Genomic DNA, 22,354 nt, shown 5'->3' on the forward strand with positions numbered 1-22,354 from the left:
AAGATCTTGCGGATCCAAGCGACGCGAACGGAGGTCAAAGGCTGAGACGCATCCCACGCAATGCCGGATTAGGCGCGTCATGACCGGGCAGCCGGAGCATGCGGGTTTGCGGATCCTCGCGACATCTGACCTTCATATGCATCTGCTGGGTTTTGACTATTACACAGATCGCCCCCGCCAAGATATCGGCCTGACCCGTGTCGCAACGCTGATTGCCCAAGCGCGCGGTGAAGCGGCGTCAGAGGGGCGCGCTGTCATCCTGTGTGACAATGGTGACAGCCTGCAAGGCACACCGATGGGCGACAGGGCGATACGGACCGGTCCGCCGCACCCCTTTGCAGAAGCGCTCGACCTTCTGAAGTATGATGTCATCGGCTTGGGCAATCACGATTTCGACTTCGGCCTTGACGCATTGCATGGTGTTCTGAGGCAGGTGGGCTGTCCGATCGTCAGCAGTAGCGTCGAGCTTGGCCCGGCGGTGGCCCGATTGCCCATCCTGCCCTGCACGGTTCTGGAGCGGCACCTGACGCTTGCGGATCAGAGGCAAACCCTACGGATCGGGGTCTTTTCCGTCCTGCCGGCACAAACCGCGATGTGGAACGCGCATCATTTGACCGGCCGTCTTTCGATCATTGACATGCAGCAAGCCGCGCAAAAGGCGATCACGACGCTGAAGAAGCGGCGCAGTGATCTCATCATCTGCCTCGGTCACACCGGGATCGGGCACGAGCACGAGATGGCAAGCAGCGAAAACGCGCTCCAGCAGCTCGCCGCGCTCAAGGATATCGACGCGTTGATCGGAGGACACACGCATCTCGCCTTCCCGGCCTCCACGGCAGAACCCGGCATACTGCACGAGACACCAACCGTGATGCCCGGATATGCGGGCTCTCATCTGGGGGTGATTGATCTCGAGCTCTGCAGACCAGAGCAGAGCGGATGGCAGGTCAAAACCCACAAGGCAATGCTGCGCCTGGTCGGGACCGACACACCCGAAGATACGGCGCTGACAACGCGTCTCGCAGAACCTCACGCCGCAACGCGTAAGCATCTGGACCGCCCGGTGGGGCACAGCACCTTGCCGCTCAACAGTTTTTTCAGCTTCCTGCTGCCCGATACCCTTCTCAACCTTGTTGCAGACGCTCAAATCCGGGCCGTCCGGCGCCTTTACCCCGATCTCGGCGATCTGCCGGTTCTGTCTGCGGCTTCGCCCGAAAAGTTTGGCGCGCGATCGGGCCCCAACGCCTATGCCAATGTACCTGCGGGACCGCTACGCTGGCGCAATGTAGCAGACATTTACACGTTTCCGGACACGTTGCGCGCTGTCCAGATGACTGGCGCCCAAGTGATCGATTGGCTGGAAATGGCCGCAACCGTCTTTCGCCAGATCAAACCCGGTCAGACCGATCAACCTCTCCTCGACAAGCATGTGCCCGGACATCTCTTTGATGTGATCCACGGCCTGCAATATGTCATCGATCCCAGCCAACCGCCAAGGTTTGACAGCAACGGCACCTTGATCGACGGCGACGCCCATCGCATCAGCCACGTTCTGCTGCGAGGGCAACCGCTGGACCCTCAACAGCCGGTGATCGTCGCGGTAAAAAATTACCGTGCGAATGGCGGCGGCCATGCCGCGGCGCTGGCAGAGGCTCGAATGCTGCCGATCCGGCCCGTGCTGATCCAGGATCTGATCGCCCAATACATTCGCGATCCCACCAAGAGGATCAGGCGACCTGACCCGACCTGGACCTTCAAAGCACTTCGCGACACCACCGTAACCGTTGAAACCAGTCCGGCAGCCATCGAATACATCACCCATCCCCTAACGGCAGACGGATTGACGGAGGCTGGGTTTCTGAAAGTGTCGATGCCCCTTTCTTCCGACTTGCTTGCGAATCCACAGATGCAGGCCTAAATATCAAGTCGAGAGGTTGGCGCGGGCGAGCGCCTCGCCAACCCGGTCAGGTCCGGAAGGAAGCAGCCGTAACGAGCCCCGCTTGGGTCGTTGTCCAGCCTCTCACCCACCAACATCAGATTTGGTATCGACTTCGCGCAGGAACCCAAGCGCTGCGGCATTGAACGCCTCGGGGCATTCGCGCATGGGCCAATGGCCTGCATCCATGACCGTCAGACGCCCCTGAGGAATGCGCGCCACCGCGTGTTCGATGTCTTTCAGAGGGACAAGACGATCGGCCTTGCCGTGGACGAACAGGACCGGACATTTGAGGTTCGGGAGCTGATCGGTGAGATCCGTTTTCAAACCGTCGCGATGCAACTCTCCCAATTGAAAGTGATGAAAGGCGCGGGCCTGATCCGGCCGGCGCGCGGCCTCTTGCACGAGCGCAACGAGAGATGGCGTCAGACGCGCGGGATCGGCAAAGATCTGGGCCAGAAGACCCCGAGCGACCAAGGCCGACCGCGCCGCAAGCCAGCTTACCGGGCGGTTCAGGTTGATGCGCGTCATCACCCAGCTCAACCCATGAGACGGCATGCGGGCCTGCACCCCATAGCTGCCGACGGCCACGACGGAACGGACCCGCGCAGGATAGCTGAGTGCGAAGGAGAGTGCGGTGCCGCCGCCCATGGACACACCGACCAGATCGGCGCGGGCGATATCGCAGGTCTTTAGAAACACCGACAGCCAATCGCTGAGATCCGTAATCGTGAACGGCCGCTCGAACCCATCGGAGCCTCCATGCCCGGGCAGATCGGGGGCGAGCACGCGGGCGTCTTTCGCCAGGTCCGGCAGAAGAGCGCCCCAGGACAGCGTCGCGCTGTCCAGACCGCCACCATGCAAAAGGACAACGCTGCGCGGATGCGTGGGATTCGCGTCGGCATAACAGACGCGGCGCCCGTCGATGACCGTTTCTTTCGGTGACATGTCCAAGTGCACGGCGCCGCCTGCCTCCTATCCGTATCGACTTAGGGAGGATGGACCGCCACGGGAAGGGTTAGCGCTGTCAGGCGCGCCGGTGCACGCACCGGGTCACGCAATGAGCAGAGGCCAGAGCGCGTGATTGCGGCGGGCAAAAGCACCGATATGACCGATCCGGGACAGCTCCGCCTGATCCGGGGAGATGACTGTATCGGTGACGTTGTGCCCGCCATAGGCCTGCTGACCAAGGCGCTGGACGCATTGGGGTGGGATCATCTCATCGTCGCTGAAGGCCACCAGCTTGACCTTGGCCCCGCTGCGGGTCCAGTCGGCGGGCGGCAGGTCGGTACCGGTCTCGGGCAGGTAGGAGCCGTGCGTCGTACACCAGCGTCGCCATTGCCAATAGACGGGCGCGGGCAGGTCCTCTCCCATGCCGAACCAGCGGGCGGGAAGGTGGCCGAAAAGCCGGACGGCCAGAGGCCCGTGACCGAACCAGAAAAGCCGGGCCAGCGCCTGGTACGGCCAGGGATGGTCGGTGTGATGGACAAGGCCGCTGGCAACGCCGATGACCCGCTCGATCTGTTCGATCCCTTCTTGAAGAGGCAGCAGCATCGCACCCAGCGAATGACCCAGCACCCAAAGCGGGACGCCGGGCACCTGGCGCTGCATCTCGGCCCGCGCGGCGGGTTGATCGACAAGTGCCCAGTCGGACATGCGGACGGTGCTGGCATGGACCGGACCGGTGGCCGAGGCGCCCATATCACGGTAATCGTAGGTCAGGCAGGCAATGCCCTGGGTGGCCGCGAGCCAGCGGGCGAAGGCGCGGTAGTAGCCATGAGGCACACCGGTCGCGCCGTTCAGGACCAGCGCCGCGCGGGGCCGGTCGGGGGGAAGAAAAAGAGTGCCGCTCAAGTGAACAGGCCCAGCCGGGAAGTGGACGGGCCTGAGCAGGACCATGTCGTCTGAAGGAGCATCCAGCATGTGTTCATGGTCCCCGTATGGCGAACGGCACTAGACCAATTGGTCTATAAACATGTCTGGACCAATCGGTCTAGGCCTGTCAAGGATTCGATCATGATTGAAGCAGAAAAGAACGATCCGTCGCTGTCGACCAAGGACCGGCTGATCCGCACGGCAGCACGAATGTTTCACAGCCATGGCTATCACGGGGTCGGCCTGACGGAGTTGTTGTCTGCCGCCGGGGCGCCCAAGGGCTCGCTTTACCATCACTTTCCGAATGGCAAATCGGACCTTGCGCTCGCGGCGGCGACTTGGGCATCGGACGGGATGCTAAGGCTGATCGCCGCGTCCTTTGAGCCGGCGGAGAGCTTTCAGGCCGGGTTCACAACGCTCTGCCACAAGCTGGCGAAGCTTCTCGATCTGTCGAACCAGAGCGACGGCTGCCCGGTCACGGGCATCCTGTTCGATGGGCCTGACAACGCGGCCTTTCGTGCGCATGCGGCGCATCTCTTCGACGGATGGATCCGCGAGGGTGCGCATCACGCGGAGCGCTTTGGCATTCCGAAGGAAAGCGCCCGGAGGCAGGGAGAGCATATGTTCATGCTGCTTGAGGGCGGTTGGCTTCTGGCGCGGGCACGACGGGACTCGGACGTGCTACGCAGCCTGCCTGAGCACCTGGGGTCGGACTAGACCGCCTCCCAATCGGGCAGGTTGTGGCGACGCTTGCTGCGCTGCATGAAGAGCGCCATCAGAAAGCCGAAAAGCAGACCCGCGGAGAGCGTCGCGATCACTGCGATCATGGGCGATATGTTCTGCGATCCCCATTGAAGGAGCCACATGATCAGCCCCCAGGACACTCCGAACGCGATCCCTTGAACCGCGAAGATGACCCAGAACGACTGAAACAAGGGCGGGCGCAATTGCACGCCCCAGCGACGCGCGAGCCGGGTCATCCAGGGCTCACGCTGTTTGCGTGAAACGCCCGCCTGCTCCATGAGATCAAAGGCGCGTTGATACTTCTCTTCATAGCACATCCGCGGCGATCCCTCGGCATCAATGGTGTTGGGGTTAGCCACTTATTATCGCGCAAAAAGGTAAGGCGATCACCCCGCCGCGTTCTGAACCGGCAAGGCCTTGCCGGATCGGACACCGCCTGTTGCCCAAAAAGGCGCCAGTTCCGGCACCGACTCCGGCGCGCAGTCTGGTGGACGCCGCCTGCCCGGCGCTCTAGTCTGTCGGCTGCAAGAGACGAATCCGGAACCCGACTTCATGTCCGACCCCTCCCCCGAATATCGCGTTCTGGCGCGCAAATACCGGCCCGAGACCTTTGCCGATATCGTCGGTCAGGACGCGATGGTGCGCACGCTGAAAAACGCGTTCGAGGCGGACCGGATCGCGCAAGCCTTTGTGATGACGGGCATCAGGGGGACGGGCAAGACCACCACGGCGCGGATCATCGCCAAGGGCATGAATTGCATCGGCCCCGATGGAAACGGAGGGCCAACGACGGAGCCCTGTGGGGTCTGCGAGCATTGCGTAGCGATCATGGAAGGCCGTCATGTCGATGTGATGGAGATGGACGCGGCGTCTCGCACCGGGGTGGGGGATATCCGGGAGATCATCGACAGCGTGCATTACCGAGCGGCCTCGGCCCGGTACAAGATCTACATTATCGACGAAGTGCACATGCTGTCGACCTCTGCCTTCAACGCACTATTGAAGACGCTGGAGGAACCGCCGGCGCATGTGAAATTCATCTTTGCCACGACGGAGATCCGCAAGGTGCCGGTGACGGTGCTGTCACGCTGCCAGCGCTTCGATCTGCGCCGGATCGAGCCGGAGGACATGATCGCGCTGATGCAGAAGATCGCCGCTGCCGAAGGGGCCGCGATTGCCGACGATGCGGTGGCGCTGATCGTGAGGGCGGCGGAAGGCTCGGCGCGGGATGCGACGTCCCTGCTGGATCAGGCGATCTCGCACGGCGCGGGCGAGACGACGGCAACGCAAGTCCGCGCGATGCTGGGGCTGGCGGACCGGGGGCGGGTGCTGGACCTCTTTGATCGGATCATGCGGGGCGATGCGGCGGGGGCGCTGACAGAATTGTCGGCGCAATATGCGGACGGGGCGGATCCGATGGCGGTGCTCCGGGATCTGGCAGAGATCACGCACTGGATTTCAGTTGTGAAGATCACGCCGGAAGCGGCGGAGGATCCCACGGTCTCGCCCGACGAGCGGATGCGCGGGACGGAGATGGCCGGAAAGTTGCCCATGCGGGCGCTGACACGGATGTGGCAGATGCTGCTGAAAGCGCTGGAGGAGGTATCGGCGGCACCCAATGCGATGATGGCCGCCGAGATGGCGATCATCCGGCTGACACATGTGGCCGACCTGCCCTCGCCCGAGGATCTGGTCCGCAAGCTCCAGGATATGCCGGCGGGTGCGCCCGGTGGCGGGCCGGGCCCCGTGCAAAGCACGGGTTCGCCTGCGGCGGGCGGGGGGCGCACCGCCCAGACCGCAGCGACTATGACTGGTGGAGGGAGCCACGCGCGGGGCGCGGGCACGCCTGCGGCGAGCGGGGGGGCCTCGGCTGGCGCCTCGGCCGGGGCGGCAAGCCCCGGGGTCGCGCTGGCGCCGGAGGTGTCGTCGAGCCTTGCAAGGTATCCGACATTTGAACATGTGGTGGAGCTGATCCGGGCGAACCGGGATGTGAAGCTGCTGGTGGAGGTTGAGACTGGGCTGAGGCTCGCGGCCTACCAGCCGGGGCGGATCGAGTTCGTGCCGGCAGACAGCGCGCCCGCGGATCTGGCCCAGAAGCTGGGCGCACGGCTGCAAAGCTGGACGGGCAATCGCTGGGCGGTGAGCGTCGTGAACGAGGGCGGCGGGGAGACTATCGCGGAGAAGCGCGACGCGAAGGACCTCGCCCTGAAGGCGGAAGCGGAGGAGCACCCACTGGTGCAGGCCGTGCTGGCGCAGTTTCCCAAGGCGAAGATCACCGCCATCCGCACGCCGGAAGAGATTGCCGCCGATGCCGAGACCGAAGCACTGCCGGAGGTCGAGGACGAGTGGGATCCGTTCGAGGATGACTGAACCGAGGGCCGTGATCCCGCCGGCCATGGCCGAATTGGAGCGGGACTGGCACATGTCGCCGGGCCTGATCTCGAACGGGCACCTGTTCCTGACCGGTTTCAACGGCTGTCCGCTGGAGGGACCGCCCTCCCCCGACGCGGCCACACAGATCGACACGGCGTTCGAAGCGGTGCAGATGGTGCTGGCCGAAGCGGGCCTTGGCTTTGGCGATATCGTGGATATGACGAGCTTTCATGTGGGGCTGGCGGATCACCTGGAGCTTTTCAAGGCGGCGCGGGCCAAAAGGCTGACCCGCCCCTACCCGGCCTGGACGGCGATCGAGGTGGCAGGCTTTGCCACGCCGGGGGTGATCGTGGAGTTAAAGGTGGTGGCGCAGGTGCCATCGCCCTAATGTGCCATCAACAGAGTTTTTGAGGAGTAAGCGAGATGCTGAAAGGATTGGGCGGGCTCGGCGATATGGCCGGGATGATGAAGAAGGCGCAGGAGATGCAGACCAAGATGGCGCAGCTTCAGGACGACCTGCATGACATCACCGTCACCGGCGAGAGCGGCGCGGGGCTGGTAAAGGCCACGGCCTCGGCCAAGGGAGAGCTGAAGGCGCTGGACATCGACCCGTCGATCTTCAATGGCGACGACAAGGAGGTCGTCGAGGACCTGATCCTTGCCGCGATCAAGGACGCCCAGCAAAAGGCGTCGGACCGGGCACAGGAAGAAATGTCTAAGCTTACCGAAGGGCTGGGCCTGCCCAAGGACATGAAGCTGCCGTTCTGAGACAAACCATGCGGCGGAGCATTCTGACGCTTGCGGCCTGGGCCGCGCTGAGCCTGTCTGGCTGGGCGCAGGACTGGGCCACGATCGAGGGCTGCACGGTCGAGACGCCGGAGATCGTTGAAGCAGCATTGGCGCCCTATGGCCTGGACAATCTGCGAGACGACGCTGCGCAGATTGCCAATAGCAAGGGGCGGTTCTGGCAGATCACCTCTTCGGCGGGCGGGCTTTCGTATCTTTGGGGGACAATGCATAGCAACGACCGCCATGCCCTCGACCTGCCGAAACGGGTAGTCCAGGACATCGAAGCCGCCCGCATCGTCGCGGTGGAGATCGACTACCGCTATCCAACCCGCGCGGCATATCGTGAAGGGCAACAAAATGAACATTGGTGGCTGCAGCGGCCCTTGCCGCTTTCGGATCGCGGGCTTGACCCGGACATCGCTGCGGCCCTTGAAACCCGACTTCTGGATAGCGGTGTCGCGGCCAACGCCATCCCCTACCTGACCCGGGGCGGGCTGGTGAGCTTCGCGCTCAGCGATCCCTGTGATGATTTCAACGCCGGAACGATCCCGTTGCAGGACGACCGGATCCTGATGCTGGGCCTGATTGCCGGTGCGACAGGTGTGGGGTTGGAGCCGCCCAAGGCGCTGTTTCACAGGCTGGCTGAGGACAAGGCACTCGCTCGGGCAATCCTTTCGCTTTACGGCGCTTATCTGGAACCGGTGACGCCAGACCAATTGAACGCAGCGCGCAGCACGCAGATGGCGCTTTATCTGCGCGGAGAGCTTGGCGTGTCGCTGACCTGGGAGGCCGCGTGGCTGAAGGACCGGTTCGGGGCAGAGGAAGGGATGGACCATCTTAAGCGCACGGATGCGTATCTGGTGATCGAGCGGAACCGGGATTTCCTGGACCGGATCATGGATGACCTGAAAACGGGCGGTGTCTTCATGGCCATCGGCTTCGGACATCTTCCGGGCGAGGGCGGCATGGTTGAGATGCTCAGGGCCGAGGGTTTCGACGTGAGCCGGATCGTGCTGCCGGGAGAGGTTGAATGAGCGGATCGACCAAGGATCTCGACGCGCTGATCGAGATGATGGCCAAGCTGCCGGGCTTGGGTCCAAGGTCAGCCAGACGTGCGGTGCTGCACCTCATCCGTAAACGCGCACTCCTGCTGACGCCTCTGGCGGATCTTATGCAGACGGTCGCGGCTACGGCCCGGGAATGCCTGAATTGCGGCAATGTCGGCACAAGCGACATTTGCGACATCTGCCAGAGCGAGAAGCGCGCGACCGGCGAGCTGTGCGTGGTCGAGGACGTGGCGGACCTGTGGGCGATGGAGCGCGCGGGCGTGTTCAAGGGGCGGTATCACGTGCTCGGTGGCACGCTTTCGGCCCTGGACGCGATAGGCCCGGAGGAGCTGCGGATCCCCAGGCTAGTGGACCGGGTCGCGACAGAAGGGATTAGAGAGGTGATCCTGGCGCTTAACGCAACCGTCGACGGACAGACCACGGCCCATTATATCGCCGACCAGTTGGAGGGACAGGTAACGCTGACATCACTGGCACAGGGCGTCCCAATTGGCGGCGAGTTGGATTACCTCGATGACGGGACGATCAGCGCGGCGTTGCGGGCGCGGAAGTCAATCTAGGCCGGCTGTCGGGAGTTGTCGGATCTAAGTGCGTCTCATCGGGTGGAGTTGCGCCAGACCGGATCGATCTAGTAGCAATCCGCTCGCATCTGCCATGAGGTGGGCGTCTTGAAGATGTAAACCGATCCCCCGTCTCCTACATGAAGTTTGCCTTTGTAGGTCGCATCCACCTGGAAAACATATTCCGCGTCCGCGGGCCAGTCGGCGCCCTGTATCCATGCGGGCCAACCGCCCAGCTTGATCGGGCGCACCGAACGAAGTTTGTAATAGTGGTCCGTCAGATAGCGGCTTTCGGCAAACCAGGTATCGTCTTGCGACCTGGCAACCTTCACAGGCACCTCGCCCGCCATGTCTTCCCAACTGGGCTGCTCAAGCAGTGTTTCGCGCCAGAAAACCGGAAACGTCGGCAGTGCGGGGCTTTCCCTAAACCCGGGCCCAAGAGGCACCAGATCCTCGAGAGTGCTGTATGTCCGCACGAGAAACCCATCACCGTTCTTCGCGCGCCAGATCTCGTCGGAGTGCAAGTCCATCCAGAGCGTGAGAAGGGCGATACCTTCAAAACCGGGCAGGTTCTGAGGTAATTCATCCACGCGGATTTGAACGACGGGATGCATGGGTGCCCCGGATTGCTGACACGCCGGAACACTCTCACCCTCGGCCCCTAGGAAGTTACCTCCCCACCAGCTCTTGGCACGATCCTCCTTTTCCGGTCGGGCACCCCCGATTTCAGCCAACACCGCGGGCCGGGCCAATTCGTCCAGCCGCGAGATAGCAAGCTCCATTTCCTGCGCCGTTGGCATGACGCCGGTTGCTGGGTCTGGGTCGGGGGGCGGTGCGACCGAACCGAAAAGCGATCTGAGCCAAAGCGGTATCATTCCGTTACGATACAGAAGAATTCCGTTTCTAAAACAAAGGTTTTCTTGCCGAATTGTTGGCAAGCGGCGCCTTGCGCATACAGCTCACCGATGCGGTTTTCAGAAAGCATTACGTGGGTCCGACATCCGCTTTCGTGCCTTACAGGTCTCTTCTTTTGCGGGCTCTCGGTCAGATGGATCCGTCAAGGCACTGCAAAGGGAAGTTGCGCAATCAGATTATCTCTATGCCCGAGGCCTCGTTGGGCGCTGAAAAGCCGCGCTCAACGGGAACCTCTGGCTTAATCCAAGTGATCGAGAAAGTACTACTCCAGCACAGCCGGGATTGGCGGATTACCGGTCAGGCCGACCCCTTCTTTTACCGCATCGGCGTTCTCGGCGACCCCGAGGAAGTTGTTCATCGCCGCGTAATACTGCCCCATATGGTCGCTCAGCAGGCGGCCGATATGCTGGCCGTTCTCCTCGGTGTTCGAGGCCAGCTCGGCCAGAACCGCGACCCAGGTCGTTACGATCACCCCAGCGCTGGCGAGCCGCTGCATCGTCACATCGGTGATCAGGGGATTGAAATCGGCGCTGGCATCCATGACCACGTAAGTCTCGTACCCGTCGCGGAGCGCGGAGATCGCGGGGAACGCTGCACAGACCTCGGTGGCGAGACCGGAAATCACCAGCTTCTTGCGGCCCGTCGCCTCGACCGCGCGGCGGGACGTTTCGTCTTTCCAAAAATTCACAAAGGGGCGATCGATCACCTCGACCTGGGGAAAAAGCGCCTTGAGTTCGGGCATGGTCGGCCCGTTCGGGCCCTTGGGCCAGCTTGTGCCCATGATGACGGGGATATCAAAGGCCTTGGCCGTTCGCGCATGGCCGAGGATGTTGTTTTTCAGCTGTAGCGGGTCGATCGAGGGCAGAAATTGCATCAGCCCCGCCTGATGATCGATCATCAGGAACACGCAATTGTCGGGGGTCAGGTCGGATTGCGGAAGTGCCATAGTGGTCTCCTTTGGTTCGGCCTTGAAGGTCATGTGCATCCATGCTCACCATGCCGGGCCGCACGGACAGGACAGGACATGGCGCATCAGGACGTTGAAACAATTGAGCAAATCCGGGCCACAGCATGGGCGGAAACGGGATGATCCTGTCGGACCTCACCGATGCGCGAATTCTGACGACCTTGCGCGGTACTGGCAGCTTTGCGGGCACGGCGCGGGCGCTGCGGTTGCCCACGACGACGGTCAGTCGCCGCATTGCCAAGATGGAGGAACGGGCCGGGCTGCGCCTCTTTGAAAGATCCACACGCCAGGTTTGCATCACCGAAGCCGGTGAGGTGGCTGCCGATCACGCCGCCCAGATGCTGCAGGAAGCGGAAGCGGCGGAGTTGAGCATCGACCATTTGCGCGGCGCGCCGGCAGGACGTGTCGCGCTTAGCACGCCGGTTATCTTTGGTCAGGCGCTGCTCGCCTCGGTCGCATCGGGGTTTTTGCAGGCCTATCCCGACTGCACGCTCGAAATCGATCTGTCGGATCGGCATGTCGATCTGATCGAAGAGCGTTTCGACGTCGTGATCCGGGTGGGACCCCCTGAAAATGACGAGATCATCGTCAAGCCGCTGGGTGTGGTCTATGCCAATCTCTACCGGGCCGCCGACCTGCCAGCCCCGGAAGATCCGGCCAGCCTGGCAAAGTTACCGATCGGGGTTTTGCATGCCGGGTTCGGGCCGTCGCCAACCCTTCAGCTCACATCGGCTCAAGGGCGCGACACGACACTTCGGGTCTCCCCGGCCTTGGTTACGATGAACCCCTGGCTCTTGCGGGAGGCCGCATTGAACAGCGAGATGGTGGTGGTGCTCCCGGATATCGTGGCCGCCCCCGCGGTCGAAGAGGGGCGGCTGCACCGGGTGTTGCCCGACTGGCATGCGCGGCGGGCTCCGGTCCATCTGGCCTTCACCTCCCGCCGGCTCATGCGACCGGCGGTGAGGGCCTTCGTGGATTACGCGTTCGAGGCCATTCCTCCAAAGCTGAAAGCCTGAGAGAGGCCCCTGCCAGCGGTGACCTTACGGCTGCTCGTCGTCGTCCTTGCTGCTTTTGGGCAGGTTGAAGAAGCTGTCAGCATCCACCAGCGGCTCGCTGTCTTCCTTGTCGTCATCATCATTGTCGCTGAGCGAGAACGTCTCCAACCCCTCGATGGCCGTCGGGATCTTGGGCTCCGCTTCCATCTCAAGCGATTGTTCGGTGCTCACCAGCTTGCGACGCTCGTCATCGCTCATCACATCGCCTTCGGCGGCCTTCTTGGCGGCGGCTTTCTGAACGGCGGCGTCCAACTCGGACTGCTTGGTGAGGCCCAAAGCGACCGGATCGACCGGCTGAATGTTCGAGATGTTCCAATGCGTCCGCTCCCGGATCGACTGGATCGTCGGCTTCGTCGTACCCACCAGCTTGGAGATCTGACCGTCCGTCAGCTCGGGATGGAACTTCACCAGCCACAGGATCGCCGCCGGTCGGTCCTGACGTTTGGAGAGCGGCGTATAACGTGGCCCGCGGCGTTTTTCCTCGCCCACAGCTGCGGCATTGAACTTCAGCTTGAGCTTGTGCAGCGGGCTGCCCTCGGCCGCGTCGATCTCGTCCTGGGTCAGCTGATTGTTGGCAATCGGATCAAAACCCTTCACACCCGCAGCCACATCGCCATCGGCGATGCCCTGCACTTCCAACTCGTGCATGCCGACAAAATCCGCGATCTGCTTGAAGCTGATCGTGGTGTTGTCGACCAGCCAGACGGCGGTCGCTTTGGCCATCAATGGTTTTGCCATCTCGCGTCTCCTAAAAACATATCTCTTCCATCGCCTGAAACAGGCGGCCTTGGCATCCAAGGCGGGTTTCCGTTGTCGGGGAACTTCCGGCGTATATAGTCGGACCATGACGGGAAGGGAAGAGTGGAATGCGTTGGTTGATCCTGTGGCTACTGTCGGCTCTGCCGCTTTGGGCCGATGGTGAGAAAGCCGGGATCTTCGATTACTACGTGCTGAGCCTGAGTTGGTCGCCAAACTGGTGTGCGCTGGAAGGGGATGCACGCGGAGCGGAGCAATGCGCGCGCGATCTTGGCTGGTCGTTGCATGGGCTTTGGCCGCAATATCATCGGGGCTGGCCCTCCTATTGCCCCACGACTCATCGTGCGCCATCCCGCCAGATGACGGGTGCGATGGCGGACATCATGGGCAGCGGTGGATTGGCATGGCATCAGTGGAAAAAGCACGGAACCTGCTCGGGCCTGTCGGCGGCCGCCTATTTCTCCCTGTCGCGAGACGCTTACCGGACTGTCACGCGACCCGACGTTTTTCGCAGGCTCGACCGGTCCGTCAAACTGCCCGCGAGTGTGATCGAGGACGCTTTTCTGGAGGCAAACGACAGCTTTGAGCCGGACGGGATCACCGTGACTTGCCGCAACGGGCATATTCAGGAAGTCCGCGTTTGTCTGTCAAAGGAGTTGCGCCCCGTTCCCTGCGGGCAGGATGTCGTTAAGGATTGCACGCTCCGTGACGCTGTTTTCGAAGCAGTGCGATAGAACAGTCCCGACACGCGCATGAAGACCATTTCTCTAGCAATCCGGTGTCCAGTCGGGGCGCCCGAAGAGACGCATCCAGACCTCATGTGCAGTGCGTGCACGCCGCAGGTCGTGCCAAAGCCCCGGCAACTCGGAAAACCAGACCACCACCGGATTACGACTGTCGAAATCCCGTTTCAGGCCGTAGCGGGGCCGCTCCTCCTCGGGCTGGAAGGTCCCGAACAGACGGTCCCAAAGGATCGTGATGCCGCCGTAATTGCGGTCGAGGTATTTGTCATCCGCGCCGTGATGCACGCGGTGGTTCGAGGGCGTGTTCAGGATCCGATCCAGAATGCCCAGCTTTCCAATCATCTCGGTATGCAGCCATGTCTGATAGGCCAGCACGACGACCAGCCCGAAAAAGATCACTTCCGGCGCGAAGCCCAGAAAAACCAGCGGCAGATGCGTTATCATCGACCATACACCCTCCAGCGGGCCAAATCGGACACCTGTCACGATGTTGAAGTCACGTGATGAATGATGCACGGCGTGCTGGGTCCAGAGAAGGCGCACCTCATGCGCGATCCGGTGTTCCCAATAATACGTGAAATCAGCAGCAACCAAGACAAGCAGGATGGTCCACCATGTGATGGGCAGTTCCCAGGGCACTACCGTTTCAGCGAGAATATAGAACACCCCATAGGCCCCGGTCAGCACAAGCACTTCGATCAGGATAGAAGGGATCTGGGTCGAGGCGCTCACGGCCATCTCACCCAGCGTGCGCGCCTTTAAATTCCCTTTGAAAAGCGCCTCGGCCAGTTCGATCAGAAGGATCGCCGCACCGATGAGCAGGAAAATCTCATCAATTTGAGATCCAAGATTAGTGAGCGTCTCTGGAGTCATATCTGGCATCCTTTCAGAAAACTGCGCCAGGCCATGTCCGCGGCTTGGCGCGGCGTGGCCTCCTGCCGATGGACGACGGCCCACCCTGCATAGATGAGCGCGTCGTAACTCTCGGCGATCCAAGACGACGGCAGGTTCGGGTCGAGAAGGCCTTCGGACTTGGCCTTGTCGATATCGGAAATCAAATCGAGCCTGTCCCGCGCCTCTGCCTCTGCCATCTCGGGATGATGGTCCAGGGTTTGGGACGCAAGAAACATGTGGCGTTCGGCCAGCGGTATGATCGCTGCCATCGCCAGGCGAAGTCCCTCGGTATAGCTCTGTGCGTCAGCCACGGCGGCATCAACCGCGGCTGTCAATTCCGCATGCGCGGCCTTGGCCATTGCCAGCAGCAAATCCTCGCGCGATGCGAAGTGGCGGTGCAGCGTCGCGCGTCCGACACCTGCGCGTTCGGCGATTACCGCCAAGGACGCGCCCGGCATGTCGTTGAAGACCTGAAAGGCAGCTTCCAGAATCGCGGCGTGAGTTGAGGGACGAATGCTCGGCATGAGACATATATGTCTCATTTGAGTCAGATATGCAATACCTCGACTTGGATTGCATATCTGCGCGATGGACTGCCTGACCCCTGTTCGTCGGCGAACGCGATGCTAGACAGTCAGAATTGTGGATCCGGTGGTCTTGCGCGCTTCCAGCGCCTCGTGTGCCCGAGCAACGTCATCTAGGGGAAAGTGTTGGTCGATCCGGATCGTGACATGCCCCTCCAACACCTTGTCATAGAGATGGCGGGCCATGGCCTGGCAGGTCTCGTGATCGGAGGAGTGCGTAAAGAGTGTCGGGCGCGTAATCTTTAAAGACCCTTTCGGCCCGAGCACTCCAAGGTTGAACGGGGGCACCGGACCGGACGCGTTGCCAAACGAAATCATCATTCCGAGCGGTTTGAGGCTGTCAAGCGAGCCCTCAAACGTATCCGCCCCCACCGCATCCATGACCACATCAACACCTGCCCCATCCGTCAGCGCGCGCACCTCGCTGGCGAAATCTCGGGTTCGGTAATTGATGCAATGGGTCGCACCGTGATCGAGCGCGAGCTGGCACTTCTCGTCCGTGCCTGCCGTGCCGATAAGCGTGATGCCCTCGGATCGCGCCCACTGGCACGCAATCAAACCCACACCCCCCGCGGCAGCGTGAAAGAGAACCGTATCGCCACGTGAAAGGGGCGTGGTGCGATGGAACAGATACTCGACCGTCATGCCTTTCAGCATCATCGCGGCGCCCTGTTCAAAGCTGATGCCCTCCGGCAACGGGCAGACTTGGGCGGCCGGCATGACCCGCGCCTCTGCATAGGCACCGGGAGGCATGGCGGCGTAGGCCGCCCGGTCACCGGCAGCCAGATGGGTTACACCCTCTCCGACCGCATCAATGATCCCACTTGCTTCCATTCCCAGGGCGTGGGGCATCTCAAGCGGATAAAGCCCGGTACGTTGATAGATATCGATGAAATTGAGACCGATTGCACGGTGCACGATGCGCACTTCGCCCGGCCCGGGATCGGCCAGCGGACGATCGATCAGCCTGAACGCGTCCGGCCCACCGGGTGCATCGATTATTGCGGTTTTTGCGGCACTTCCATTCAACATTCACTTTCCCCGTCAAGATTTGGTGTATATTCTCACGCCATGTACAAGATTGACCCGTTAGTGCCGCGGATAGATCCGCTTTTGCCCGTTTCCTTTGACGACTTGCCCGCAAATCTGCACCGGCAGATCGCTGATTGGGTCATGTACAGCCCCGACATCTTGGGGGAGCCGCTTCTGGCCGTCCAGATCGCATTTGAGGACAACACGCCAAGGCCCGACCTTCTGGCCCTTGATCGCGAAGGTCGCCTTGTCGTGGTTGAGTTGAGACTTGGCGGATCTCAAACGGATCTCATCGGTCGCGCCATGGGCCGGGCCGCCATGGCAGCGCGGCTGACGCGGGATGACATTGTCTCTCTTTATCATCGGCAGTCCGGCGCCGCATCCAGGGCGGACGCGATCGCGTCCCTCGACGGCTTTGTCACATCCACTGGGCAGACCCACGCTCTGAACCCCGCTGGAAGTCAACGGATCCTGTTGGTCGCCTCGGACGTTCCCTCCGACATCGCAGCGACGGCGGAATGGCTGAAAAGCCAAGGCATCGAAGTGGGCTGCCTGCACCTGCGGACATATCAGGCCGGGTCGGATGTGTTCGTTGATCTGGCCCCTGCCCTGCAAAACCAGGCCCCACCATCAATCGCCGCAATACCACCACGCCTTGCACCGCCCGACACCAGCCCGGCCCAGCCGGAGCAAACCTCCGAAAACGATACCCCGGTTTCAGACACATATGCGGCACTTCTGCGCGGCGCGGCAGACCGGCGAGGCCTCGGCCTAGCGTCGCGCCTTCTGTTCGAAAATGCCAAGACGCTGCGCATTGCAAGCCCCGTTCCGGGCGTTGGCTATTCCCTGTCGCTTGACGAGGGCGAAGCGCGGGTCCGTTTGATTTTCGACAGCGCTGAGAGAGATCAAAACAAGGCCCGCTTCGATCTTGTGCGCGAACACGTGCTTGATTTTGCGGCGACCTTCGATGATCCGGTCGATTGGCGCAGGCTGGATGACGCCGTCGAGAGCCGGATCACAATTCGCAATGACATGGCGGTGACGGGCGAAGAGGAACTTGCCGAAACGATTGACTGGCACCTTGACACATTTGCCCGTCTGGAAGGGCTGATGGCCCCAATCCTCGAGACACTCTCAGGCACGCAGGCAGAGCCTGTTGCCGCAGAGTAACGCGTCGGGAGTTCTTCACATCTCGCTCAATCGGGAACCGTCCCCCACAAGGGGAACGGGGAAAAATGTTGCTCTCAGCAGGTGCAGTTCACTCTGAAACGGAAAGAACGATCTTGCCGACATGCACGCTGCTTTCCATACGCGCATGGGCGGAAGCAGCGTCTTCTAGCGGAAATGTCTGGTCCATCACGGGTGCGACACGGCCCGCGTCAAGAAGTGGCCAAACCGCTTCCCGCAGATCCTGAGCAATCCGAGCCTTCGCCAGATCGCTTTGCGGACGCAGCGTGCTTCCCGTGATCATGAGCCGGCGTGTCATCACCTGCGCGAAGTTCACCTCCACCTTTGGGCCTTGCAGAAACGCGATCTGCACCAAACGCCCATCATCTGCCAAAGCCTTGATATTCCGAGGAATGTAATCTCCACCGACCATGTCGAGGATCAGATTGGCGCCGCCCTCGGCGCGCATCGCATCGACGAAATCGGCGTTGCGATAATTGATTGCCTGCTCTGCCCCCAGCTTGACGCAAGCAGCACATTTTTCATCTGATCCTGCGGTCGCGAAAACCCTTGCACCGAAGGCATTGGCCAGCTGGATCGCCGTTGTCCCGATGCCACTGGATCCGCCATGAACAAGAAAACGCTCACCAGGCTGCAGACCGCCGCGGATGAAGACGTTCGAAAAGACCGTGAAAAAGGTTTCCGGAAGGCAGGCCGCCTCTTTAAGACCCATCCCATCCGGGACCGGCAGACAATGCGCAGCGGGTGTGGCGACATATTCCGCGTAACCGCCACCGGGAAGAAGGGCGCAGACCTGATCGCCCACCGACCAATCGCTTACGCCCTCTCCCAAAGCGACGATTTCGCCCGCGGCTTCGAGGCCAGGCAGATCGCTCGCACCCGGTGGCGGCGCATAGGCGCCGGCACGCTGAAGGGCATCGGGCCGGTTCACACCTGCATAGGCCACCTTGATAACAACCTGACCCAATGCCGGCTCCGGCACCGGCCGCTGAACGGGTGTCAGCACATCCGGTCCGCCAGGCTTTGAGATTTCGACAGCGCGCATCATATCGGGCATGGAACACTCCTTTTCGCTCACCCGTATCACCTGACCACGCCCGAGGAAACGGCCCATGCTTGTCATCGCGCTTGTCGTAAACTGTCTGATTGTGTTTCCGCTGTCCTTGGCCCTGCTGCGGGATGCGCCACAAATGGCCCCCGTCTATGGCGCGCAGACCGACGCGCGGCGCATCCTTGCCTGCCTTTACCTCTCCATCGGTTTTTTGAGCATATCCGCTTTGTCCCTTCTCGTGATGATCTCCCAGCACGCCGCGCTCGAAATCGCGCGTCCTCTCTTTGCGCTGCAGATCATTTACAAAATCGGCACGCTCTTTGCGGTTGGCTGGCAAAGTCCTGTGGTCAAGACGAATGTGGCTGTGTCGGTATTGCTGGGCGCTGCCTTGATCGTTACGGGCGCGACGTAACGCTGCCGGGAAGATCGGAACGGGACGTCTTCGACGGGGCCTTGATGAAACTCAGCAGCCAATTGGGCCCCGCCATCATGCGGCTGAGCGCCGGGTTTTCATTCACCTGCGCCTTGATCTTTTCGATCTGCATGACGTCGTCGATCCGGCGATCCAGAAAATCCCATGTCGCCTGGTGGCCCGTACTGTCATCGCCCAGCCAGTAAAGCACCGTGGCTGAGTAAACGCCGGACAATGTCGCACGTTTGGTGTACCAGTTGACGTCCTCCGAACTGTCGCCCAGCGTGTCCCAGATCAGATCCGCAGTGCCCCAAATCGCCTTGGCCCCGTCAGCGGCATGGTGCGGAAGGGAAAACAGGGTCGTTCCTCGACGCACGGCTTCCTTGTCTTCGACGGCCTCCAGCCGGTAACGCACCGCTGCTGCAATCCGATCCCGAAAGCGCAAAGCGGACAGATCTTCGGCCTTCATTCGGTCGACCATCGCCTGATCCCCGCGCGCATGGAAAGCCAGTGCCAGATCGACCGCTCCCCTTGGGCAGGCCGCGCGGGCCAGGCCCTCATCCAGACCCACATCCGTGATCGCCGCGCGAAATGTCGCCTCGGACCAGCCGTCGAAGGGCACATGGATCAGCGCGGCATCCAGAAGCTGATCTTTCGCGGTCTCATAGGGAGATGTCATTTCGGGCTCCGGTTTGGTGTCTGGCATACTGGACAAGCTAGGGTGGCTTTGCTATACGGCCACCTCCTGCAACTCCTTGCAACTCTTATCTAGAAAGGTGGTGACAACCACATGCAGGTTAGTGTTCGCGACAACAATGTCGATCAGGCGCTGCGCGCGTTGAAGAAAAAGCTCCAACGCGAAGGCGTGTTCCGCGAAATGAAGCTGAAGCAGCATTTCGAGAAACCGTCCGAGAAAAAAGCGCGTGAGAAGGCAGAAGCGATCCGCCGCGCCCGGAAACTGGCACGGAAGAAAGCACAGCGCGAGGGGCTGCTCTAAGCCCCCCATCGACGCCGGATGCGTTTGACGACCCCCGCGGCCCGCCGGTCCGGGGGTTTGTCGTTTTAGAACGCCGATACCGGCGGCCGCGGCATGTCATAGAGGCGAGAAATGGTGGCGGCGATGTCGAGCAACCGATGCTCGCCCCCTGCCTTGCCGACAAGTTGACCACCGATGGGAAGCCCTTGGCGGTCCAAGCCCAGCGGTAAGGTCACAACGGGCAATCCCAGCAGGGTGACCGGCGCGGTGAAGGTCGTCAGCGTGTCAAAGTATCCGACCTCCTCCCCGACGGCTTTGAACCCCGTATGATAGTCCCGGATACCCCCGCGATCGCTGTCAGGCGGGAGATGGGCGAACGGCGCAACAGGACAGACCGGCAGAAGGACGGCATCGAAGGCTTCCATTTGCTTTGTCCAAGTCTCCAATATGGTATCACGCGCCGCACATGCCCTTTCGTATCGCCTGCGATCCCTACGGTATCCCTCATGGATATGGGCCAGGAAGCGCGGCGAGCGTGCAGCTGCACCGCGTCCCGTAACCCTAGCGAGCATGCGGATGGGCCACGGCATCAGCCCCCCTGTCTCGTGGCCCATGATGTGACCAAAGACTTGATAAATCTCAGGCTCAAACAGCATCTCAAGCGGATCGCCCTTGACCTGCGCGCCATTGGCAAGCGAATCGCGCCGGACGTCGGCAAAGCGATTTGCGATGTCCTGATCCGTTGCTGGCCCCTTCTCGCCCGCCGTCCAGATCGCGAGGCTTGGTTTGTCATCTGACGCACTGGCAGTCTCACCCGATAGAACCTCCCAGATCAGCCTCAGATCATCAATGTTTCTTGCCATGGGGCCAGGTCTTGCGAAGTGCGCAAGCCTTGCCCTGCCCTGCAGCATCCCGTCGTTGGGAACCTGCCCTTCGCCGGGGAGGAGCGAGCATATCCCGCAAAATGCAGCAGGCAGGCGGAGCGAACCGCTCAGATCGGCGCCCATGTCGATCAAGCTCATGCCGCTCGCCACAGCAGCGGCGCCACCACCGCTTGAGCCGCCACAGGTCCGTTCCAGATCCCAGGGGTTGTTGGTTCGGCCCAGCCTTGCATTGGATGTCTGAAAGTCCATCGCGTAAGGTGGCAGGGTTGTTTTGCCGACAACGACAGCTCCGGCGTCCACAAGCCGCTCCACAACCGGAGCCGTGTATTCGGCGGGCTTGTCAGAGGCGCGATCCAGTCCAAAGCGCAACGGCTGATCTTTGACTGCGATCTGATCCTTAACCGTAATGGGCAGACCGTGGAGCGGCCCTTGACCCGGCACCGCCGGACGCTCGACAATGCTGTCGAAAGCGTTGATCCGCGGATTGAGATCAGCCCGGCGCGCTGTGATCGTGGCGAGCACGTTCTGAAACTCAAGCGTTCCGTTCGACAGATCCGAGACCAGCGCCCTGGCCGTGGTGATTTTTGCAGACATCGCGTCCCTCCGCATTCATTTCAGAGGCCGCGATATCCCGCGTCTGTCAGGCTTGCTGTTCCGTTCGTGCGGAATTGACCAGCGGGACGTATATCTGCGCCGAAGGCGTCTTCGGGGAGGGGATGCCGGCCGGCTGAAGATAGGTCTCGATCAGCCAGCCCGGTGCAATCTCAAGATCATGGGCGGGTAGTTCGTTTCGGCACGCCTTGTTCCAGGTCAGATGCAGATGATCAAACGGGCCGTAATGCATGAAGACCGCCCAGTCGCACGGGGGAACGTCAAAGCATTCCCCATCCCAACCAAGCGTGGGTCTTGACGTAAAAAGACCGCCGAACCACGCCCTTGCATCAGGATCGTTGAACGCCGATGGCCCTCTCTCGAAGGCGCCGCAGGGTGAAAGAAGATCTGGCCCTGCCCGGGCAACGAGATCGGCAAATCCCGCACCCAAGGCAGCCTGATCGGGAAAAAAGACACCGTCAAATGCACCAGGCTGGGGGCGCAGCAACAGCCACACGGACGGCAACGGAAGAATATCCATTTCCATGATCGGCGCATGACCACGGATCGGTTTCAAAAACGGACGGGGATCGTCGCTTTCGGCCAGGATCGCCGCACCACCGCCGCGCTGAAAGTCAGACGGGGATTGGCCGAAATGCTGGCGAAAGGCGCGTGAAAAGGCACTATGCGTCTGAAACCCACATGCAAGGGCGATTTGAATCAACGGCTCGGGCCGGGGCGCCAGAAGCATGTTGGCGCCGCGTTCCAGCCGTCGGCGCCGGATGTATCCGGCAACCGACTCTCCCGTCGCATCCAGAAAAAGCCGCTGAAAGTGAAAGGGTGACAGATATCCCGCCTCTGCCACCCTCTCGATCGGCAGGCTCTCATCGAGCTTTGCCTCGATCAGGCGAACAGCGCGTGCAACGGCTTCACTGCGGCGCGACATGTCCGGCCCTTATCGT

The 22,354-nt window shown here is 61.6% G+C and carries 25 protein-coding genes and 1 other RNA gene; 13 read left to right on the top strand and 13 right to left on the bottom strand.

Going from position 1 to position 22,354, the window contains the following annotated elements:
- The first annotated feature begins 79 nt into the window (after positions 1-79).
- A complete protein-coding gene (locus tag CFI11_RS19985; protein ID WP_130409131.1) occupies positions 80-1,918 on the top strand; it encodes a 5'-nucleotidase C-terminal domain-containing protein in 1,839 nt (612 codons plus the stop codon).
- 9 nt (positions 1,919-1,927) lie between these two features.
- An RNA gene (ffs, locus tag CFI11_RS19990) (signal recognition particle sRNA small type) lies at positions 1,928-2,026 on the top strand.
- Here ffs and CFI11_RS19995 read toward each other — a convergent pair.
- Both CFI11_RS19995 and CFI11_RS20000 read right to left on the bottom strand, forming a co-directional pair.
- A complete protein-coding gene (locus CFI11_RS19995) occupies positions 2,021-2,884 on the bottom strand; it encodes an alpha/beta fold hydrolase (protein ID WP_130409133.1) in 864 nt (287 codons plus the stop codon). The genes ffs and CFI11_RS19995 overlap by 6 nt on opposite strands.
- A gap of 105 nt (positions 2,885-2,989) precedes the next feature.
- The gene (locus CFI11_RS20000) at positions 2,990-3,859 is read right to left on the bottom strand and encodes a serine aminopeptidase domain-containing protein (RefSeq protein ID WP_130409135.1); all 870 of its coding nucleotides are present in this window, start codon (positions 3,857-3,859) and stop codon (positions 2,990-2,992) included.
- Positions 3,860-3,952: 93 nt separating this feature from the next.
- Between CFI11_RS20000 and CFI11_RS20005 the strand changes: the two genes are divergently transcribed.
- Complete coding sequence (locus CFI11_RS20005; RefSeq protein WP_130409137.1) at positions 3,953-4,528, top strand: TetR/AcrR family transcriptional regulator; 576 nt, start codon at positions 3,953-3,955, stop codon at positions 4,526-4,528.
- On the opposite strand, the gene CFI11_RS20010 is transcribed toward CFI11_RS20005, so the two are convergent.
- Positions 4,525-4,914 (bottom strand): DUF6404 family protein, encoded by a 390-nt coding sequence (locus tag CFI11_RS20010; protein ID WP_130409139.1) that lies wholly within the window; start codon positions 4,912-4,914, stop codon positions 4,525-4,527. The two genes, CFI11_RS20005 and CFI11_RS20010, sit on opposite strands and share 4 nt — an antisense overlap.
- A gap of 193 nt (positions 4,915-5,107) precedes the next feature.
- Between CFI11_RS20010 and CFI11_RS20015 the strand changes: the two genes are divergently transcribed.
- From CFI11_RS20015 to recR, 5 genes are read left to right on the top strand one after another with little or no spacing between them, the layout of a single operon-like run.
- Complete coding sequence (locus CFI11_RS20015) at positions 5,108-6,925, top strand: DNA polymerase III subunit gamma/tau (protein ID WP_130409141.1); 1,818 nt, start codon at positions 5,108-5,110, stop codon at positions 6,923-6,925.
- Positions 6,918-7,316 carry a Rid family hydrolase gene (locus tag CFI11_RS20020; RefSeq protein ID WP_130409143.1) on the top strand — a complete coding sequence of 133 codons (399 nt, stop codon included), beginning with the start codon at positions 6,918-6,920 and terminating at the stop codon, positions 7,314-7,316. The genes CFI11_RS20015 and CFI11_RS20020 overlap by 8 nt, the downstream gene beginning before the upstream one ends.
- A 35-nt stretch (positions 7,317-7,351) precedes the next feature.
- Complete coding sequence (locus tag CFI11_RS20025) at positions 7,352-7,696, top strand: YbaB/EbfC family nucleoid-associated protein (protein ID WP_130409145.1); 345 nt, start codon at positions 7,352-7,354, stop codon at positions 7,694-7,696.
- A gap of 8 nt (positions 7,697-7,704) precedes the next feature.
- The gene (locus tag CFI11_RS20030; RefSeq protein WP_130409147.1) at positions 7,705-8,751 is read left to right on the top strand and encodes a TraB/GumN family protein; all 1,047 of its coding nucleotides are present in this window, start codon (positions 7,705-7,707) and stop codon (positions 8,749-8,751) included.
- Positions 8,748-9,344, top strand: a complete 597-nt coding sequence (gene recR, locus CFI11_RS20035) for a recombination mediator RecR (RefSeq protein WP_130409149.1) — start codon at positions 8,748-8,750, stop codon at positions 9,342-9,344. Before CFI11_RS20030 ends, recR begins: the two co-directional genes overlap by 4 nt.
- Positions 9,345-9,412: 68 nt before the next feature.
- Here the strand turns inward: recR and CFI11_RS20040 are convergent, their stop codons facing one another.
- Together CFI11_RS20040 and CFI11_RS20045 are read right to left on the bottom strand one after the other, a co-directional pair.
- Entirely contained in the window at positions 9,413-10,126 is a 714-nt protein-coding gene (locus CFI11_RS20040; protein ID WP_165390337.1) for a DUF1963 domain-containing protein, read from the bottom strand.
- A gap of 395 nt (positions 10,127-10,521) precedes the next feature.
- Positions 10,522-11,205, bottom strand: a complete 684-nt coding sequence (locus tag CFI11_RS20045) for an isochorismatase family protein (RefSeq protein WP_165390338.1) — start codon at positions 11,203-11,205, stop codon at positions 10,522-10,524.
- Positions 11,206-11,330: 125 nt separating this feature from the next.
- Between CFI11_RS20045 and CFI11_RS20050 the strand changes: the two genes are divergently transcribed.
- Positions 11,331-12,242 carry a LysR substrate-binding domain-containing protein gene (locus CFI11_RS20050; RefSeq protein ID WP_130409155.1) on the top strand — a complete coding sequence of 304 codons (912 nt, stop codon included), beginning with the start codon at positions 11,331-11,333 and terminating at the stop codon, positions 12,240-12,242.
- A 24-nt stretch (positions 12,243-12,266) separates the two neighbouring features.
- Here the strand turns inward: CFI11_RS20050 and CFI11_RS20055 are convergent, their stop codons facing one another.
- On the bottom strand, positions 12,267-13,019 hold the full coding sequence (locus tag CFI11_RS20055; RefSeq protein ID WP_130409157.1) for a DUF1013 domain-containing protein: 753 nt from the start codon (positions 13,017-13,019) through the stop codon (positions 12,267-12,269).
- Positions 13,020-13,147: 128 nt separating this feature from the next.
- Between CFI11_RS20055 and CFI11_RS20060 the strand changes: the two genes are divergently transcribed.
- Positions 13,148-13,771 carry a ribonuclease T2 gene (locus CFI11_RS20060; RefSeq protein WP_130409159.1) on the top strand — a complete coding sequence of 208 codons (624 nt, stop codon included), beginning with the start codon at positions 13,148-13,150 and terminating at the stop codon, positions 13,769-13,771.
- Positions 13,772-13,804: 33 nt separating this feature from the next.
- Here CFI11_RS20060 and CFI11_RS20065 read toward each other — a convergent pair whose 3' ends face one another.
- The 3 genes from CFI11_RS20065 to CFI11_RS20075 all read right to left on the bottom strand — a co-directional run bounded on the left by CFI11_RS20065 (position 13,805) and on the right by CFI11_RS20075 (position 16,290).
- Positions 13,805-14,653: a sterol desaturase family protein gene (locus CFI11_RS20065; protein ID WP_165390339.1), complete on the bottom strand. Its 849-nt coding sequence runs from the start codon at positions 14,651-14,653 to the stop codon at positions 13,805-13,807.
- Positions 14,650-15,198, bottom strand: a complete 549-nt coding sequence (locus CFI11_RS20070) for a TetR/AcrR family transcriptional regulator (protein WP_165390340.1) — start codon at positions 15,196-15,198, stop codon at positions 14,650-14,652. Before CFI11_RS20070 ends, CFI11_RS20065 begins: the two co-directional genes overlap by 4 nt.
- A 102-nt stretch (positions 15,199-15,300) precedes the next feature.
- Positions 15,301-16,290: a quinone oxidoreductase gene (locus tag CFI11_RS20075; protein WP_130409165.1), complete on the bottom strand. Its 990-nt coding sequence runs from the start codon at positions 16,288-16,290 to the stop codon at positions 15,301-15,303.
- Between the two features lie 39 nt (positions 16,291-16,329).
- Between CFI11_RS20075 and CFI11_RS20080 the strand changes: the two genes are divergently transcribed.
- Complete coding sequence (locus tag CFI11_RS20080) at positions 16,330-17,460, top strand: DUF4268 domain-containing protein (RefSeq protein ID WP_130409167.1); 1,131 nt, start codon at positions 16,330-16,332, stop codon at positions 17,458-17,460.
- Positions 17,461-17,548: 88 nt separating this feature from the next.
- Here the strand turns inward: CFI11_RS20080 and CFI11_RS20085 are convergent, their stop codons facing one another.
- Positions 17,549-18,535, bottom strand: a complete 987-nt coding sequence (locus tag CFI11_RS20085) for an NAD(P)H-quinone oxidoreductase (protein ID WP_130409169.1) — start codon at positions 18,533-18,535, stop codon at positions 17,549-17,551.
- A 55-nt stretch (positions 18,536-18,590) separates the two neighbouring features.
- On the opposite strand from CFI11_RS20085, the gene CFI11_RS20090 reads away from it, so the two are divergent.
- Positions 18,591-18,941: a hypothetical protein gene (locus CFI11_RS20090; RefSeq protein ID WP_130409171.1), complete on the top strand. Its 351-nt coding sequence runs from the start codon at positions 18,591-18,593 to the stop codon at positions 18,939-18,941.
- On the opposite strand, the gene CFI11_RS20095 is transcribed toward CFI11_RS20090, so the two are convergent.
- Complete coding sequence (locus CFI11_RS20095) at positions 18,925-19,620, bottom strand: COQ9 family protein (protein WP_130410097.1); 696 nt, start codon at positions 19,618-19,620, stop codon at positions 18,925-18,927. The genes CFI11_RS20090 and CFI11_RS20095 overlap by 17 nt on opposite strands.
- A 111-nt stretch (positions 19,621-19,731) precedes the next feature.
- Between CFI11_RS20095 and rpsU the strand changes: the two genes are divergently transcribed.
- Positions 19,732-19,938, top strand: a complete 207-nt coding sequence (gene rpsU, locus CFI11_RS20100; protein ID WP_005614280.1) for a 30S ribosomal protein S21 — start codon at positions 19,732-19,734, stop codon at positions 19,936-19,938.
- A 65-nt stretch (positions 19,939-20,003) separates the two neighbouring features.
- On the opposite strand, the gene CFI11_RS20105 is transcribed toward rpsU, so the two are convergent.
- Both CFI11_RS20105 and CFI11_RS20110 read right to left on the bottom strand, forming a co-directional pair.
- Positions 20,004-21,395 carry an amidase gene (locus CFI11_RS20105; RefSeq protein WP_165390341.1) on the bottom strand — a complete coding sequence of 464 codons (1,392 nt, stop codon included), beginning with the start codon at positions 21,393-21,395 and terminating at the stop codon, positions 20,004-20,006.
- Positions 21,396-21,441: 46 nt separating this feature from the next.
- Complete coding sequence (locus tag CFI11_RS20110; protein WP_130409175.1) at positions 21,442-22,338, bottom strand: AraC family transcriptional regulator; 897 nt, start codon at positions 22,336-22,338, stop codon at positions 21,442-21,444.
- Positions 22,339-22,354 lie beyond the last annotated feature (16 nt).

It is taken from the genome of Thalassococcus sp. S3 (assembly GCF_004216475.1).
Classification (GTDB): Bacteria; Pseudomonadota; Alphaproteobacteria; order Rhodobacterales; family Rhodobacteraceae.